The organism is Patescibacteria group bacterium (genome assembly GCA_035529375.1).
Classification (GTDB): domain Bacteria; phylum Patescibacteriota; class Microgenomatia; order PFEM01; family JAHIFH01; genus DATKWU01.
The window spans coordinates 21,069-36,128 of sequence record DATKWU010000004.1; the positions used below are offsets into that span (position 1 = coordinate 21,069).

Genomic DNA, 15,060 nt, shown 5'->3' on the forward strand with positions numbered 1-15,060 from the left:
AAGATGTTATACGACTTTGTCAAACGAGGAATTGATTTTATCATGGCGACTGCCTTGTTGATTTTCTTTTCTCCGTTACTAATTCTCATTGCCATCTTAATCAAACTAGATTCACAGGGGCCGGTTTTTGCGGATACACCGAGAAGAGTAGGTAAAAGTGGTAAACTTTTCCATATGTATAAATTTCGCTCGATGGTGACGGATGCCCACGAATTACTCCGGACTGACCCCAAGTTTCGCAATCTTTATAATCAATACAAAAGAAATAGTTACAAACTTAAAGGTGATCCCCGGATTACCCGGGTGGGACGCTTAATCAGGCGTTTTTCTTTAGACGAACTGCCCCAGATCCTTAATATTTTTAAAGGCGAGATGAGCTTGGTCGGTCCCCGGGCCTATTACCCTGATGAATTAAAACAGCAGCAAAAGGTCTACCCAAAGAGCCAAAAATATGTTAAACAATTATTAGGGGCCAGACCAGGAATTACCGGTTTCTGGCAAGTCCAGGGGAGAAGTGAGATTAATTTTGACAAACGAGTGGAGATGGACGCTTCTTATGTTAAGCGGCAGTCTCTTTTAGAAGACTTAACCATTATCTTAAAAACACCTTGGGCCATGCTTTCCGGCAAAGGAGCTTTATGAACGATACTTTAAACAAAAAAATCGAATTAGAAGTCACCACTTCATCAGACAAAGAAGCAAAAGCAACGGTTGAACCTAAAACAGTTCAACCAGAAGCAGAAGTAAAAACAGGTGAGATGAGTACAGGAAAAAAGCGGTTGGGTTTTAAATTCAAACTTCGTTTTTCCCGTAAAGCCCTTTTTCCGATAATTGGAATTTTGGTTTTCTTAATTGTTTTTCTAACTGTTTTTCTGGCTTTGCCTCTTTGGCGAATCAAGGCTGATTTTTCCCCTTTAATGGCCAATGCCCAAAAAACCGCGGCCGCTGCTCAAACTCAAAACTTAAATCAGGCAGTGACGGGTATTCAAGAGACCAGTCAAGACTTAGATAAATTAGCCAAGGATTACCGCTGGCTGGTTTGGCTGAAATTTGTTCCCTTAGTCAGAGGTTATTATTTTGACGGAGAACGCTTAATCAAAGGCGGTCATTATCTCCTCGAAGCCGCTGATGTTGGCATTAAAGGCCTTCAACCTTATGCTGATATCTTAGGTTTGGAAGGTGAAGAGAAAAAGACGATGGAGGAGATGACGATTGAAGAAAGATTGTTATTGGTTTTGGATACGGTTGATAAACTCCAGCCAAGTTTAGAAGAGATTGGCGGTAAACTGGAATTGGCCAGAGAAGAAATTGACCAGATTGATGCCAATCGTTATCCCCAGACTCTTTTTGGCAAAAATATCAGGGCCAATGTGGTAGCGATGATTAGCTCGATCGATGGCGCCGCCGAAATTATTCTGGAAGCTCGACCAGTAATCAGTTATCTCAAACCGCTTTTGGGTGTCCCTGAAGAAAAACGCTATCTTTTATTGTTCCAAAATGACGCCGAATTAAGACCAACCGGCGGTTTTCTGACGGCCTATGCCATCATGTCAGTTAAAAACGGCCAGATAACCCCGGTCAGCTCTCATGATATTTATTCTCTTGATGCTCAATTAGGTAACCGGGTCGAGGCCCCGAAACCGATTCTTGATTACCATAAGAATGTTTTTTACTGGCATCTTCGGGATATGAACCTTTCGCCGGATTTTGCTGAGTCAATGGCCACCTTTTGGGAAAACTACCAAAAGGTCGGTGACAAGGATGTTGACGCCATTATTGCCGTTGATACTAAGGTTTTGGCTGATCTTTTAAGGATTCTTGGTCAAATCGGTGTTCCGGGCTGGGGAAATTTCTCGGCTGATATTGACGAGCGTTGTGATTGCCCCCAAGTCGTTTATGAACTGGAATTACAGGCTGATAAACCGATTAGTGACTGGCGAGCCGAAAGAAAGGCCGTGATTGGTCCTTTGATGCACTCGATCTTATCCAACGCCATGGGTTCACCCCGGAAAAAATGGCCGGAATTCTTTAATGTCGCTTTGTCAGCTATCCAGGAGAAACACCTTTTAGTCTATTTCTTTGATGAAGAGCTTCAGCAAGCGATGGAAGCTCTAAATGCCGCGGGTAGAATCAAGGAAACCGACAAAGATTATTTCCATCTTAATGACTGTAATTTTGCCGGGGCCAAATCAAACATGTTTATCAAACAAGCGGTTAGACAAGAGATTGAGGTGGCGGGCGACGGCACGGTCACCAAAACCGTCACCATTGATTACCGCAACCCGGCTCCAGCTTCAAACTGTAATCTTGAAGCCGGCGAACTCTGTCTTAATGGTCTTTACCGAGATTGGGTTAGACTTTATGTCCCTCAAGGGAGTGAATTGATTGAAACGACCGGCGCGGAGATTGAAACCAAGGTTTATGATGATTTAGGCAAAACCGTTTTTGAAACCTTTTACGGCGACCAAGCGCCGCTAAGACCCGAAGGCACCAAACGATTGACCTTTAAATATAAACTGCCTTTTAAACTGGAAAAAGGTGATGATTACCAGCTTTTAATCCAAAAACAGCCCGGCACCTATAATCCCGAATACGAGATTACTCTTAATGGCCAGCAAGAGATTTTCGAACTGACCACTGATCGCCAGCTCCAATTAAGCCGCTAATCATGGGCAGAACCTACAAGACCGAAGGCATTATCCTCAAACGAATTAATTATGGTGAAGCCGATAAAATCCTGACCATTTACACCAAACATTACGGCAAGATCAGGGCCTTGGCCAAAGGCGTTAGGCGAGTGACCAGCCGTCGGAGCGGCAACGTTGAGCTTTTTAACCAGGCAATTCTTTTTCTTAACAAAGGCCGGAATTTTGATCTTCTGACCGAAGCCCAGGTCACGAAATCTTTTAAAGTCTGGCGAAGGGATCTTAAAAAAGTCGCTCTGGCCTATTACTTTGTCGAATTGGTCGATAAATTAACACCGGATGAACAGGCTAGTCAAGCCGTTTTCCAGCTTCTGAGTTATTATCTCAACCAACTAGGCACGGCTAACCTGCCAGAGCTGACCAGGAGCTTTGAAGAAGCCCTTTTGAGAGAGCTGGGCTTTGGTGTTCCCCAGGAGCTCAAGCAAGAGCCTGGCAGCCTTAAGGATTACATTGAAACGATTACCGAGAAAAAGATCAACAGTCAAGAGATTGCCAAGGAAATTGATTGACTTCCTGGCTGAAAATAAGCTATATTGACGATAGATGGCCGACTTAATGAATAAAATTGTTAGTCTTTGTAAAAGAAGGGGTTTTATCTATCCCGGTTCAGAAATCTATGGTGGTTTAGCTAATACCTGGGACTACGGACCTTTGGGAGTAGAATTAAAAAACAATCTCAAAAACAATTGGTGGCAGACTTTTATTCAAAAAAGAGAAGATCTTTTTGGTCTTGATGGTGGGATTCTCCTTAACCCGAAGATCTGGGAAACTTCAGGCCATACCACTGGTTTTATTGATGTTCTGGTTGAATGCAAGAGTTGCCATTGCCGTTTTCGGACTGATTCTCTTAAAGAAGCAACCAAATGCCCTGATTGCGGCGGTGAATTAACCAAACCTAAAAAATTTGTCCCGATGTTCAAGACTTTTATTGGTCCGGTGGAAAAAGAAGCGATGTTGGCTTATCTTCGACCCGAAACCGCCCAAGCGATTTTCGTTAATTTCAAAAACATTATTGATTCTTTTCATCCCCAGTTACCTTTTGGGATTGGTCAGATTGGCAAAGCTTTTAGAAACGAGATTACTTTAGGTAATTTCATTTTCAGGAGTTTGGAGTTTGAACAAATGGAAATTGAATATTTTGTTCTCAAAAAAGACTGGGAAAAATCTTTTGAAGAATGGAAAAAATTAATGGAAAAATGGATGACTGACTTGGGCGTCGCCAAAAAGAATCTTCGTTGGCGGCCCCACGGCAAAGATGAACTTTCTCATTATTCAGAACGAACCGAAGACTTAGAATACAAATTTCCTTTTGGTTTTAAAGAGCTTTTTGGTTTGGCTTACCGAACCGATTTTGATCTTAAGCAACACGCTGAAGCCAGTGGGGTTGATTTGACTTATCAGGACCAGAAAACTAACAAGAAATTTTATCCTCAGGTGGTCGAACCTTCTTTTGGTGTCGAACGAGCCCTTTTAGTCGCTTTGATTGACGCTTATCATGAAGAAAAGGATAAACAAGGTGTTCGAGTACTTTTATCTCTCAATCCTCATCTTTCTCCCTATAAAGTAGCGGTTTTTCCCCTTTTAGCTAATAAGCCAGATTTGGTGAAAGAAGCGAAGAAGGTTTACATGTTACTTCAACCTGATTTTGCTACCACCTGGGATGATCGTGGCAATATCGGTAAGCGCTATTATTCCCAAGATGAAATAGGGACGTTCCTTGGATGTACAGTAGATTTTCAAACACTTGAAGATCAGACAGTAACTTTAAGAAACAGAGAGACGATGAAACAAATAAGAGTAAAAATCTCTGATTTAAAAAAGACAATTCAAAAAATACTTGAAGGCGAAGAGTTTTTGAAGTTTGGTAAGTTGGTCAAATAATTTCAGCTATTTCTCTATCAGTTTTGACGACATTTTTCGATATTCTACTAAAATCAAAATCTAAGACTTTGCACATTTCTCTAAGGATATAAATAATGGGTTGACAAATTAATCAATTTATTTCAAGATAGATTAAGAAAATGAAAAAGAATTATTTGATTATTGGCGGGGTCATTATTCTTATCTTAATAATCGTTGGCGGTTTTTGGTTTTGGCGGAGTCGCCAAGCCAAAGAACCAACGCCAACCAAAGAACCAGAAGGGACGCTGATTGAAACCACTCTCGCAGAACGACCTTTTGTGATTCTGACTCCAACCGATGACGGTCATTGGTTGACGATTGATGTTTCTCGGATTAAAGACGCTGACAGTCTGGAATACGAACTCCTTTACAACACCGAAAGTGGGGCCACTCAAGGCAGTATTAACACCGTCAGTCTTAAAGGTGAAACTACTTATTCCAAGAAAATTCTTTTAGGTTCGGAATCAAGCGGAAGATATAAATATGATGAGGGAGTGACCCAAGGAACCTTAACCATCAGATTAAGAGGCGGTCCGGGAACAAGAAAACTGGTGACTGATTTCCATCTCCAACAAGGTGATGATGAATTAACTTCGATTGATGAAAAGTTTTCTTTAACCGGAACTTTATCGCAAAATGATTTCTACGTGACGATGATGACCATTGGTTTGCCTGGTGAATTTGAAGGTGAAATTTTGGTGGGTCCTTATAGTGTTTTTACTTCAGGTACGGAAACGGTTAAGAATGGAGAGGTGAGTCTTAAACTACCTGATGAAGTAACTGGTGCCAAATTATCTGCCTGGACAGGGACAGAATGGCAGGAAACAGAAGCAGAGGTCAAAGACAAAACCATTTCTGGAGAAATTGATTCTTTGGCCACTTTTATTGTTATGGCTGAATAGATCTTCTCGTATCTTTCAATTTTGGGCGTGAAGCTTCGGGTTTTTTTCTGGTTGACAAATAGTATCGAAATAGACCAAAATGGAATAAATTGGTGACAAATGGATAAAACAGGGGCAGGTCTATGTTTTTAGGAGAATACAAACACAATTTAACCAAAGGCAATCGCTTAGCTTTGCCAAGCAAGATTAGAAATGAAATCGAAACCAGTGAAATTGTTTTGGCGAGAGGTTTTGAAGCTTGCGTTTTAGGCTATCAGAAATCGACCTGGGAAGAGATTTCAAAGGCAGAACTAGCCAAGCCAGTTTCCGAAATAGAGGCAAGAAAGATTAGACGCCAGCTCTTTTCAGGCGCCATTTTGATTGAAATTGATCAGCAAGGAAGAGTCGTGGTACCTAAAAATTTATTAAGCTATGCCAAGATCAAAAATGAAGCAATGGTGATTGGTGCCGGTGATCACTTTGAAATTTGGGACTCATTAACTTGGAAAAACTATAAGGAGGAAAATTATGGTTCGTCTTAATGGTAATCAAATGAGAAAAAAATTGGATAGGTCGATCCAAAGATATTATCAGAATAATCATTCAGAGACCAAGAAGAAAGCCCAGACGAATGGCAAGGTTTCATAAACCGGTTCTTTTAAAAAAAGTTCTTGAATATTTAGAAGTTAAAGAAGGGGAGAAGTATCTTGATGCTACCGCCGGTGGCGGTGGGCATACCCAAGCAATTTTAAAATTAGGTGGAAAAATTTTAGCGATTGATTGTGATCCCGAAGCAGTTAAAGCCGCCAGGGTTTACCTGGCTTCAGCCTGCCCTCCAGGTAAACACTACTTCTGGCGGCTGGTTTCGGGAAATTTCAAGGATCTTAAAGAGATCGCTAAAAAAGAGGGTTTCTCGGAGGTTGCCGGTATCCTCTTTGATTTAGGTGTTTCTAGTTACCAGCTAGAAACAGAAGAACGCGGCTTTTCGTTTCGAGACAACGGACCCTTAGATATGAGAATGGACCCGCGGCTAGGAGTGACAGCGGCTGATCTGATTAATGGTTTGAATAAAGGAGAATTAAATGAAATTTTTTCGAAATTTAGTCAGGAACACTATTCTCGACGCTTTGCTGAGGCTATTTGTCAGTCCCGTCGGTTAAGGCCGATTAGGACAACCGGCGAGCTGGTGGCGGTGATTGAAAAGGCTTTGCCAGGTAAAGCCAAGCGAAAAATGAAAATCCATCCAGCCACCCGAGTTTTTCAGGCTTTGAGAATCGTGGTTAATGACGAACTAAATAATTTGAAAGAGGCTTTGCCTCAAGCTCAAGATCTTTTAAAACCAAAAGGCAGGCTGGCGATAATCAGTTTTCATTCAGGCGAAGACAGAATCGTTAAACAGTTCTTTAAAGATAAAGAAAGTACTAGTCAATTAAGAATTATTACCAAGAAACCAATTAGACCAACTCTTGAGGAGATTAAGGAAAATCCTCGGAGTCGGAGCGCCAAACTAAGAGTGGCTGAAAAAAATAAAAATATAAATGAGAAAAATTAACCTACCTGCTTTGATTATCATCCTTGTCATTGCCTTAGCCTTAGGTCAGTTGCTTCTGACTCATCGCTTGGCGACTGATGGGGAAATGGTTAAAGAATTTGAACTTAATGCCGCCAGGTTAGAAGATAAGAACGAGATCTTAAGACAAGAAATTACCCAATTAGGTTCTTTAAGAGAAGTAGCCCAAAAAGCCGAAAAACTTGGTTTTGTCCACAATTCTCATTTGCTCCATCTCACCCCAGAATTGCCAGTGGCAATGAATTACTAAAATGGAGGGTAAAGCCCGAATAAACTTTCTTCTTGGTTGCTTTCTAGCCTTCGGTCTTTTGATTATCTTTCGTCTTTATTACTGGCAGATAGTGGCTGGTGATGACTTAGCGGCCGCGGCTGAAGGTCAATATCAGGTTTCTTTTGAAATCCCGGCCAAGCGGGGTCAAATCTTAGCCAGTGATGGTTTTCCTCTGGCCACCACCCAAGAGTCTTATCTCGTTTTTGCTTCTCTGGCTGATTTGGATAAAAGCCCAGCCGAAATTGCCAGTCAATTGGCCCCGATTTTGTTTGAGGAAGAAGCAGCCACCCCAGGCGGTGAATTAGATAGAGAAAAATCTTTGTTAGAGATGGAACAATTGATTAAGGAAAGATTGGGTCGGACTGATTTGAGTTGGGTGCCCCTGAAACATAAAGCGAGTCGAGAGGTTAAGGGCGAAGTCGAAGCCTTGCTGCTCAAAGGGATTGGTTTTGAAACCGAGCAGAAAAGGAGTTATCCCGAAGGTTCAAGTTCAGCTCATCTTCTGGGCTTTGTCGGTCAGGACATTAATGGCCGCGATAAGGGCTATTTTGGCTTGGAAGGTTATTACGATCTTGAAGTTAGGGGTAGATCGGGGATTGTTCATCGGGAAAAAGATGCTGCCGGTCGGCCGATCTTGATGGGAGAGGCCAAAGATGAGGAACAATACCATGGCCGGGATTTGCTGACGACCATTGACCGGAGTGTCCAATACATTGTCGAAACCGAACTGGCCAAGGGAATCGAACATTATGGCGCCAAATCAGGTTCGGTGATTGTCATGGAACCAACCGGGGCGATTCTGGCGATGGCCGCTTATCCAGGTTATGATCCAGATAAATATGGGCAATATGATAAAGAACTTTTTCCCAATCCGACCGTCGCTTTTTCCTATGAACCAGGTTCTACTTTTAAAATTGCGGTGATGGCCGCGGCTCTTAACGAGGGCGTGGTTAAACCTGAGACCAAATGTGACCAATGTGCTGGCCCTCGGGTAATTGGTGAATACGTGATTAAAACTTGGAATGAGGAATATCATCCTGACTGCACCATGGTTGATGTCATTAAATATTCAGATAACATCGGCATGGTTTTTGTTGGTGAAAAATTAGGGATTGATAAATTTACGGAATATCTTGCTAAATTTGGCTTAGGTCAAAAAACCGGCATCGATCTCGAGGATGAATTAACGCCAAACTTAAGGCCGAAAAAAGACTGGAGTTTCATTGATTTGGCCACCGCTTCCTTTGGCCAGGGAATTGCCTTGACGCCCATTCAGATGGCCAGAATTGGGGCGGTGATTGCCAATGATGGCAAGTTATTTCGTCCTTATCTGGTTAAAGAAATTGTTGGTGAAGATAAAAAAATTAAGATTGAACCCCAAATTCAAAGTGAAGTCATTAGTTCGGCGACAGCCAAAGTAATGACCGAGATGATGGTTAATGCCGTTGATAACGGTGAAGCCAAATGGGCCAAGCCAGTGGGTTACCGAATTGCCGGCAAAACCGGGACCGCCCAGATTCCGGTGGCTGGCCATTATGATCAGGAAAAAACGATTGCTTCTTTTATCGGTTTTGCCCCAGCCGATGAACCTAGATTTGTGATGCTGGTGACTTTAAGAGAACCTCAATCTTCACCTTGGGGTTCAGAAACGGCCGCCCCGCTTTGGTTTAAGATTGCCCAAGAGTTATTTAGCTATTATGGGGTTCTTCCAGGATAGAGAAATTAAAGAAATTAATTAAGGTGTGCTCCAGCTGTACAAGGTTCATCGTTAAGACAGATTTTTAGAGGCATTGCTTTTCCATAAATGGCTGGTTGTTCTTTAATTCTTCCCCAGAATTGATCACCAAAGTCATAATGCCAATGTTCCTCTTCATAATTAGTGAAACCAGCTGTTATCATAACAGAATAAAGAAGCCGACGGTTGGCTAATATTTCTTTTTCCTCTTCTGAAAAGGCAGTATCACCCTCTCTTAATTTTTCTTCATAAAAAGTTGTTCTTGCTTCTGAACCAAAATAATCAAAGGGGACTCCCATGTTAAGTGTCTTTCCATCCGGGCCAACGATCGTTAAATCAATTGCCCCGCCGGTGCTGTGAGGGGAAGGTTTTGTCGGATCATCTGAAGGCAGCGAAACATATTTTTGTGTCTCCTCTCTTAATTCTGCTTCGGTTAATCCCTTCATCTTTTTTCTCAAAACTTCAAGATATTGATCAAAAAGCCTTTTTTGAACAGGTGCCGGTCGCCAAGCATCCCAGATTTCAAACTGACAACCTGTTGGTAAAAGAAGGGCGGCTCGATAGAGGGCCTGGGCAACACCCGTTCTTACCCACATTGTTTCAACGCTTCCAGGAATTTCCTGACGATAATATTGAGGAGCGAATCTAATAAATGGCCTAAGGCGTTTCTCTCTTGCTAAATTGGTTAAATCTTCGTTGGATTCTTGGATCTCAACCGTTTTCCAACCGGCGATTGATTTTCTTTTTCTCAAAACATCGCCTTCATGAATAGGCACCACTAGTTGGACTCGTCGCTGATCAAGGGCTGACATCAATTTTTCTAATTCTTTTTGCATCAGGAGAATTATAACACAGGCATGAAAGTAACTTCTCTTTATCCAGCTAATCATGTAAAATAAAGGCAATAATTTGGTTTTAATAACCTTGGGGAGGAGAATGATTATTCAGAAGAAAAAACTAATAGCCAAGATTAATCTTAGTTATTATCAATCAACCAAAGGCGAGGATTTAATTGTTTTACTTCATGGCTGGGGAGCTTCAAAAGAGAAATTATTGCCTTTAGGTAAGGCCTTAGAAAAACAGAATTGGCAGATTTTAATTCCTGATTTACCAGGCTTTGGCAAAACCAAACCACCATCCAAACCTTGGGGAGTAAATGAATATGCTCAGTTTGTTTTAGAAATAATTGCTGCCTTAGATGGAAAACAAAACATCTATCTTTTTGGTCATTCCTTTGGTGGCAGACTGGCCATAAAAATAGCTAGTCTTTACCCTCAGAAAATTAAAGGCATCATTCTTTGTGGTAGTGCCGGTCTCTCTCGGGCAAATTTTTTCAAGAGAACCTTTTTCTTAGTGATAGCCAAAATAGGTAAGGTAATTTTGCCCAAAAGTCATTCTTATCGCCGTCTAGTTTACAAATTAGCCAGAGAACACGATTACGAAAAAACCAAAGGAGTGATGAAACAAACTTTTAGGTTAGTCATCGCTGAAGATTTAAAACCATTACTCTCTAAAATAAAACTTCCTACTTTGATTTGTTGGGGTTTGAAAGACAAAGAAACAAAATTTGCTGACGCCCAACTAATTAATTCTCGGATAAAAAATTCGCAATTAATTAGTTTTCCGGGTTTAGGCCATAAATTGCCTTATGAAGAACCGAGATTACTAGCTAAAAAAATTACTAAATGGAAGGAAGGGCAATGATTACTAAAACCATAATTTTAGGCCTTTGGTTAATATCTCTTTTGAAAAATACTTTGTTTCATACCTATCTTTGGCAACTCAAAGAATATCGCTTTGATAGGCTAACTCCTCATCTTAAATTAAAAACAAGCCGAAGAATGTTTTTCTCACCGCTTTTTCTTATTAAGTGGCTTCTTCTGATTGTCTTTTTCATTATGCCAATAGAGTTAAGGAATTGGTTTCCTTTCCTTGTGGCCCTTATCTTTTTAATAGAGGCTCTTGATTTTTTAAGAAGAATCCTGATTCGTCAGATAGTCCGTCCGCAGTTCACTTTAAGAACAATAGAGATAGTTTCAAGCAGTCTTTTTTTAATTAGCCTCGCCATTTGGCTGTTTGTTTCTCAGCTTAACCTCTGGACTTTTGCTTTTTGTTTATTGCTTTTTGAAAGATTGATGCCAATAGCGATTTTATTCCAAGTCTTTTTAACAAAATTACCTGTTTCTCTTGCCCAAAAAAGAAAGGTCAAAATAGCCAAAGAGAAGCTAGAACAGCTGCCTAATCTGAAAATAGTTGGTGTTACCGGCAGTTACGGAAAAACCAGTACCAAAGATTTTATTGCTCAGATTTTGGCAAAAAAATATAAAGTTGCCAAAACTGAAGGAACCAATAATACCAAAATTGGTATCAGCCAAAATATTATAGAGAAAATAAACCAAGACATTGAGATTTTTGTTGTTGAAATGGGCGCTTATAAAAAAGGAGAAATTACTGATCTTTGTCAACTGGTTCAGCCTCAGATTGCGGTTATTACTGGTATTAATGAACAGCATTTAGCCCTTTTTGGCAGCTTGAAGAATTTGATTGAGGCAAAATATGAGATAATCGGAAACCTTCCCAAAGACGGTATTGCGATTTTGAACGGCAATAATCGCTATTGTCTTGAGATGGCAAAAAAAGCCTCAAAAAGTTTTAAGACGATTTTATATAAAAGAGGCAAGCCAAGAAAATTGCCTGGTTTTACCAACGTCATTTGGCTTGATTCAATCAGCGAAAAACAAGAGGGAACAGCCTTTAAAATAAATAGTGATGGTAAGTACTTAAGTTTAAAAACCAGTCTCAAAGGGGAATCTAATTTCGATAATTTTCTTGGAGCCATCGCGGTTGCCAAAGAATTAGGTTTAACAGATATTCAGATTAAAGAAGCAGTTAGTCAACTTCAGTCTAATGATCGGGCAATGAAAAGTATCCAAGGAATCAAGAAGATGACGCTGATTGATGATACCTTTAGTAGTAATCCTAATGGATTTTTGGCTGCCATAAAAATCTTAGAAAAGGTTGAATCTCAAACTAAGGTAGTGATCACTCCCGGCATCATCGAACTTGGCTCGGCCAGTCCTCGGATTCATCAGGAAATCGGCCAAGCCTTAAGGGGAAAAGTTGATTTAGTTATTTTAACTAATGATAATTTCTTAGATGATTTCCAAAAAGGAATGGGTAGAGGCAAAACAAGGCTGATTGTCGAGAACAATCCTAAGAAAATTAAAGAGATTCTGGCCAAAGAATCGCCAAAGATTACTGTCTTACTTGAGGGTCGATTGCCAGTTAATCTAATCCAGGCTCTAAAACAATGATCAAGAAACCAATCGCTATTTCCCTTTCGCCAAATACAGAAAAACAAGACATTTCCCTTGCCGCTAAGATGCTGTTTTCTCCCGGACAGTGGCTAAAAGGTGAAAAGATAAAAGAACTAGAATCGTCATTTAAGGACTATTTTAAGGTGAAATACGCTGTTAGTTTTAACAGTGGTCGTTCGGCAGAATATGCCCTTTTAAAGGCAATGGACTTAAAAAAGAATGATGAAGTTTTGATTCAGGCTTTTACTTGTGTTGTTGTTCCTAATCCGATTCTTTGGTTAAAAGCAAAACCGATTTATGTCGATTTTGAAAAAGATACTCTTAATATGAGCCCCAGGGATTTGAAAAAGAAAATCACCTCTAAATCTAAAATCGTCGTTGTTCAGCATACTTTTGGTAAGCCAGCCAAAATGGACGAGATCAAGAAGATTGCCAAAGATAAGAAACTCTTATTAATCGAAGATTGTGCTCATTCTTTAGGAGCCAAATATAAAAATAAAAAATTAGGGACCGATGGTGAAGCTGCTTTTTTCAGCTTTGGCAGAGATAAAATCATTTCTTCAGTTTTTGGCGGAATGGCCATTACCAATAATGATCGAATTGGAAAAAAGCTCTTAGAGATTCAAAAAAGTCTGAGTTTTCCTTCTCGATTTTGGGTGGGTCAACAGCTTTTTCACCCTCTTGCCTTTGAGATAATTCTTCCTCTCTATAATTTATTTAGTTTAGGTAAGTTATTGCTCGTCGTTTTCCAGAAGCTTAATTTGCTCTCTCGAGCCGTCAGTGGGGAAGAAAAGATGAGTCGTCAACCAAGAAATTATCCTCGTAAATTAGCTAATGCCCAAGCGACTCTGGCTTTATCCCAGTTTCACAGATTAGCTAAATTTAATCAAAAAAGAAAGGAGATCGGAGAGATTTATCGCCAGGAATTAAAAGGGATTAAAACCTTAAAACCAGTTTCTGGAGAAATCTTCATGCGTTATACTATTCTTAGTAAGCAGGCAAAAGCAATGATTAATGAGGCTAAGAAAAAAGGAATTCTTTTAGGTGATTGGTATCAAAATATTGTTGATCCTCAAGGAGTTAATTTCGAAAAAGCGGGCTACTCTTGGGGTAGTTGCCCTGTGGCTGAAGAAATCGCTTCTCAAGTAGTTAACCTGCCTACCTATCCCCGGATGGGAGAAAAAGAAGCGCGTCGGGTTATTAATTTAGTCAAAGCCTTTTTAAAGAAAAATGTCTAAAATCATTAAGGAAATCAATAATAAAGAAGATTGGGAAAGATTTGCTCTGAGTCAATCACCTAATATTTTTCTTCAGTCTTGGAATTGGGGTGAATTTCACCAGTCTTTAGGCAATAAGGTTTTTCATTTGGGGCTTTTAAAAAATCAGGTAATCACCGGAACGGCTTTATTAGTCAAGGAAGAAGCGAAGAGAGGAACTTATTTAGCCTGTCCGGGTGGGCCATTATTGGCCGATTGGCAGGAAGATAATTTTAAACAAATTCTAAATCAAATGATAGAGTTGGGTCGGCAAGAAAAAGTCGTTTTCTTGAGGGTAAGACCTTCAATCCTTGATAATGAAAAAAATAGGACAATCTTTAAAAAATTGGGTTTTCAGGATGCACCGATGCATATGCACGCTGAAACCACTTGGCAATTAGATCTTAGTCCTTCGGAAGAGGAGCTTTTGGCGGGGATGCGAAAAAACACCCGCTACTATGTCCGCCGGGCCGTTAAAGATGGAGTGAAGGTTTTTCAGACTAAAGACCTAAAAGAGATTGAAACCCTCGATCGATTGCAAATGGAAGCCGTCAAGCGACACAAATTTATTCCCTTTCCAAAAGAGTTTTTAAGAAAACAGTTTCAAGCCTTTATCAAAGACGAACAAACAGCTCTCTTTTTGGCGGAATATAAAAAACAAATTCTCTCAATTGCCATGATTATTTTCTATGGGGATATGGCGGTTTATCACTACGCTGGAACTTCCTCTCAATATCCCAAAATACCTTCTTCCTACTTGCTTCAATGGGAGGCTATTAAGGAGGCGAAAAAAAGAGGTTGTCGACTCTATAATTTTTGGGGGATTGCCCCCACCGATGATCCGAAACATCGCTTTGCTGGCGTCACCATCTTTAAAAAAGGCTTTGGCGGCGAGCGGGTTGATTATCTTCATGCTCAAGATTTTCCTTTGTCACCTTTATATCGAGTGACTTATTCATTTGAAACAATTCGTCGAAAAATAAGAAGACTTTAGCAAAAGATATTCTGTCTTAGTGTTATAATCTAATTAGGTTCAAAATGGAAAATGTTCGTTTTAGAGAAAGAATTGCGGTTAGACTCCTTCCGCCAGAGGCTAATTCCTTACCTGGCAGATATAAGATTTGTGCGGATGTTAGAGTGCCGGGCCAAAGACCGATCAACTCCTTAAGAAATGATGATAGGTTGAAAGTAGGCGAGATGGTCGCCAAAAGGATGTTAAAACTTTGTCCAAGCACGGGGCCGATTGCCATTACCGTTGATGGTGTCAAGAAGGATTACGTTAATGTTGGTGTTTATACAGAAACTCTTTCAGATGTTCATGCCTTGAGAGACGCTGGAGAAGTCTATCCCTCTTTTGCTTGTGATATTTCTGATCCAGAAAAACCTAAATTTTTACCTAATAAAGATTGGTTAAAAAAGTAAA

Annotated in this window: 15 protein-coding genes; 14 read left to right on the plus strand and 1 reads right to left on the minus strand. The window is 40.3% G+C overall.

Annotated features, from left to right (window positions below; all coding sequences use genetic code 11):
* Window positions 1-3 precede the first annotated feature (3 nt).
* From VMY36_00510 to VMY36_00550, 9 genes are all read left to right on the plus strand, one after another.
* Window positions 4-642 (plus strand): sugar transferase, encoded by a 639-nt coding sequence (locus VMY36_00510; GenBank protein ID HUV42378.1) that lies wholly within the window; start codon window positions 4-6, stop codon window positions 640-642.
* Window positions 639-2,666, plus strand: coding sequence for a DUF4012 domain-containing protein (locus VMY36_00515; GenBank protein ID HUV42379.1), 2,028 nt, complete (start codon window positions 639-641; stop codon window positions 2,664-2,666). The genes VMY36_00510 and VMY36_00515 overlap by 4 nt, the downstream gene beginning before the upstream one ends.
* 2 nt (window positions 2,667-2,668) lie before the next feature.
* Window positions 2,669-3,214: a DNA repair protein RecO gene (gene recO, locus VMY36_00520; GenBank protein ID HUV42380.1), complete on the plus strand. Its 546-nt coding sequence runs from the start codon at window positions 2,669-2,671 to the stop codon at window positions 3,212-3,214.
* Window positions 3,215-3,260: 46 nt separating this feature from the next.
* A complete protein-coding gene (locus tag VMY36_00525; GenBank protein HUV42381.1) occupies window positions 3,261-4,586 on the plus strand; it encodes a glycine--tRNA ligase in 1,326 nt (441 codons plus the stop codon).
* 140 nt (window positions 4,587-4,726) lie between these two features.
* On the plus strand, window positions 4,727-5,509 hold the full coding sequence (locus VMY36_00530) for a hypothetical protein (GenBank protein ID HUV42382.1): 783 nt from the start codon (window positions 4,727-4,729) through the stop codon (window positions 5,507-5,509).
* 122 nt (window positions 5,510-5,631) lie between these two features.
* Window positions 5,632-6,030, plus strand: a complete 399-nt coding sequence (gene mraZ, locus VMY36_00535; GenBank protein ID HUV42383.1) for a division/cell wall cluster transcriptional repressor MraZ — start codon at window positions 5,632-5,634, stop codon at window positions 6,028-6,030.
* Between the two features lie 89 nt (window positions 6,031-6,119).
* The gene (rsmH, locus tag VMY36_00540; GenBank protein ID HUV42384.1) at window positions 6,120-7,040 is read left to right on the plus strand and encodes a 16S rRNA (cytosine(1402)-N(4))-methyltransferase RsmH; all 921 of its coding nucleotides are present in this window, start codon (window positions 6,120-6,122) and stop codon (window positions 7,038-7,040) included.
* Complete coding sequence (locus tag VMY36_00545; GenBank protein HUV42385.1) at window positions 7,027-7,308, plus strand: hypothetical protein; 282 nt, start codon at window positions 7,027-7,029, stop codon at window positions 7,306-7,308. Before rsmH ends, VMY36_00545 begins: the two co-directional genes overlap by 14 nt.
* A gap of 1 nt (window position 7,309) precedes the next feature.
* Window positions 7,310-9,046: a penicillin-binding protein 2 gene (locus VMY36_00550; protein ID HUV42386.1), complete on the plus strand. Its 1,737-nt coding sequence runs from the start codon at window positions 7,310-7,312 to the stop codon at window positions 9,044-9,046.
* Between the two features lie 14 nt (window positions 9,047-9,060).
* Here the strand turns inward: VMY36_00550 and VMY36_00555 are convergent, their stop codons facing one another.
* Entirely contained in the window at window positions 9,061-9,900 is an 840-nt protein-coding gene (locus VMY36_00555) for a M15 family metallopeptidase (GenBank protein ID HUV42387.1), read from the minus strand.
* 100 nt (window positions 9,901-10,000) lie between these two features.
* Between VMY36_00555 and VMY36_00560 the strand changes: the two genes are divergently transcribed.
* Genes VMY36_00560 through VMY36_00580 form a run of 5 tightly spaced genes read left to right on the plus strand, consistent with a single transcriptional unit; the run spans window position 10,001 to window position 15,059 of the window.
* Window positions 10,001-10,768: an alpha/beta hydrolase gene (locus tag VMY36_00560; GenBank protein HUV42388.1), complete on the plus strand. Its 768-nt coding sequence runs from the start codon at window positions 10,001-10,003 to the stop codon at window positions 10,766-10,768.
* Entirely contained in the window at window positions 10,750-12,378 is a 1,629-nt protein-coding gene (gene murF, locus VMY36_00565) for a UDP-N-acetylmuramoyl-tripeptide--D-alanyl-D-alanine ligase (GenBank protein ID HUV42389.1), read from the plus strand. Before VMY36_00560 ends, murF begins: the two co-directional genes overlap by 19 nt.
* Window positions 12,375-13,619: a DegT/DnrJ/EryC1/StrS aminotransferase family protein gene (locus VMY36_00570; GenBank protein HUV42390.1), complete on the plus strand. Its 1,245-nt coding sequence runs from the start codon at window positions 12,375-12,377 to the stop codon at window positions 13,617-13,619. The genes murF and VMY36_00570 overlap by 4 nt, the downstream gene beginning before the upstream one ends.
* Window positions 13,612-14,631, plus strand: coding sequence for a peptidoglycan bridge formation glycyltransferase FemA/FemB family protein (locus tag VMY36_00575; GenBank protein HUV42391.1), 1,020 nt, complete (start codon window positions 13,612-13,614; stop codon window positions 14,629-14,631). Before VMY36_00570 ends, VMY36_00575 begins: the two co-directional genes overlap by 8 nt.
* 44 nt (window positions 14,632-14,675) lie before the next feature.
* On the plus strand, window positions 14,676-15,059 hold the full coding sequence (locus VMY36_00580) for a hypothetical protein (protein ID HUV42392.1): 384 nt from the start codon (window positions 14,676-14,678) through the stop codon (window positions 15,057-15,059).
* The last annotated feature ends 1 nt before the right edge of the window (window position 15,060 follow it).

Coding starts and splice junctions, on each gene's coding strand:
- VMY36_00510 (HUV42378.1), top strand. CDS start 4: ATGTTATACGACTTTGTCAAACGAGGAATTGATTTTATCATGGCGACT.
- VMY36_00515 (HUV42379.1), top strand. CDS start 639: ATGAACGATACTTTAAACAAAAAAATCGAATTAGAAGTCACCACTTCA.
- recO (HUV42380.1), top strand. CDS start 2,669: ATGGGCAGAACCTACAAGACCGAAGGCATTATCCTCAAACGAATTAAT.
- VMY36_00525 (HUV42381.1), top strand. CDS start 3,261: ATGAATAAAATTGTTAGTCTTTGTAAAAGAAGGGGTTTTATCTATCCC.
- VMY36_00530 (HUV42382.1), top strand. CDS start 4,727: ATGAAAAAGAATTATTTGATTATTGGCGGGGTCATTATTCTTATCTTA.
- mraZ (HUV42383.1), top strand. CDS start 5,632: ATGTTTTTAGGAGAATACAAACACAATTTAACCAAAGGCAATCGCTTA.
- rsmH (HUV42384.1), top strand. CDS start 6,120: ATGGCAAGGTTTCATAAACCGGTTCTTTTAAAAAAAGTTCTTGAATAT.
- VMY36_00545 (HUV42385.1), top strand. CDS start 7,027: ATGAGAAAAATTAACCTACCTGCTTTGATTATCATCCTTGTCATTGCC.
- VMY36_00550 (HUV42386.1), top strand. CDS start 7,310: ATGGAGGGTAAAGCCCGAATAAACTTTCTTCTTGGTTGCTTTCTAGCC.
- VMY36_00555 (HUV42387.1), bottom strand. CDS start 9,900: ATGCAAAAAGAATTAGAAAAATTGATGTCAGCCCTTGATCAGCGACGA.
- VMY36_00560 (HUV42388.1), top strand. CDS start 10,001: ATGATTATTCAGAAGAAAAAACTAATAGCCAAGATTAATCTTAGTTAT.
- murF (HUV42389.1), top strand. CDS start 10,750: ATGGAAGGAAGGGCAATGATTACTAAAACCATAATTTTAGGCCTTTGG.
- VMY36_00570 (HUV42390.1), top strand. CDS start 12,375: ATGATCAAGAAACCAATCGCTATTTCCCTTTCGCCAAATACAGAAAAA.
- VMY36_00575 (HUV42391.1), top strand. CDS start 13,612: ATGTCTAAAATCATTAAGGAAATCAATAATAAAGAAGATTGGGAAAGA.
- VMY36_00580 (HUV42392.1), top strand. CDS start 14,676: ATGGAAAATGTTCGTTTTAGAGAAAGAATTGCGGTTAGACTCCTTCCG.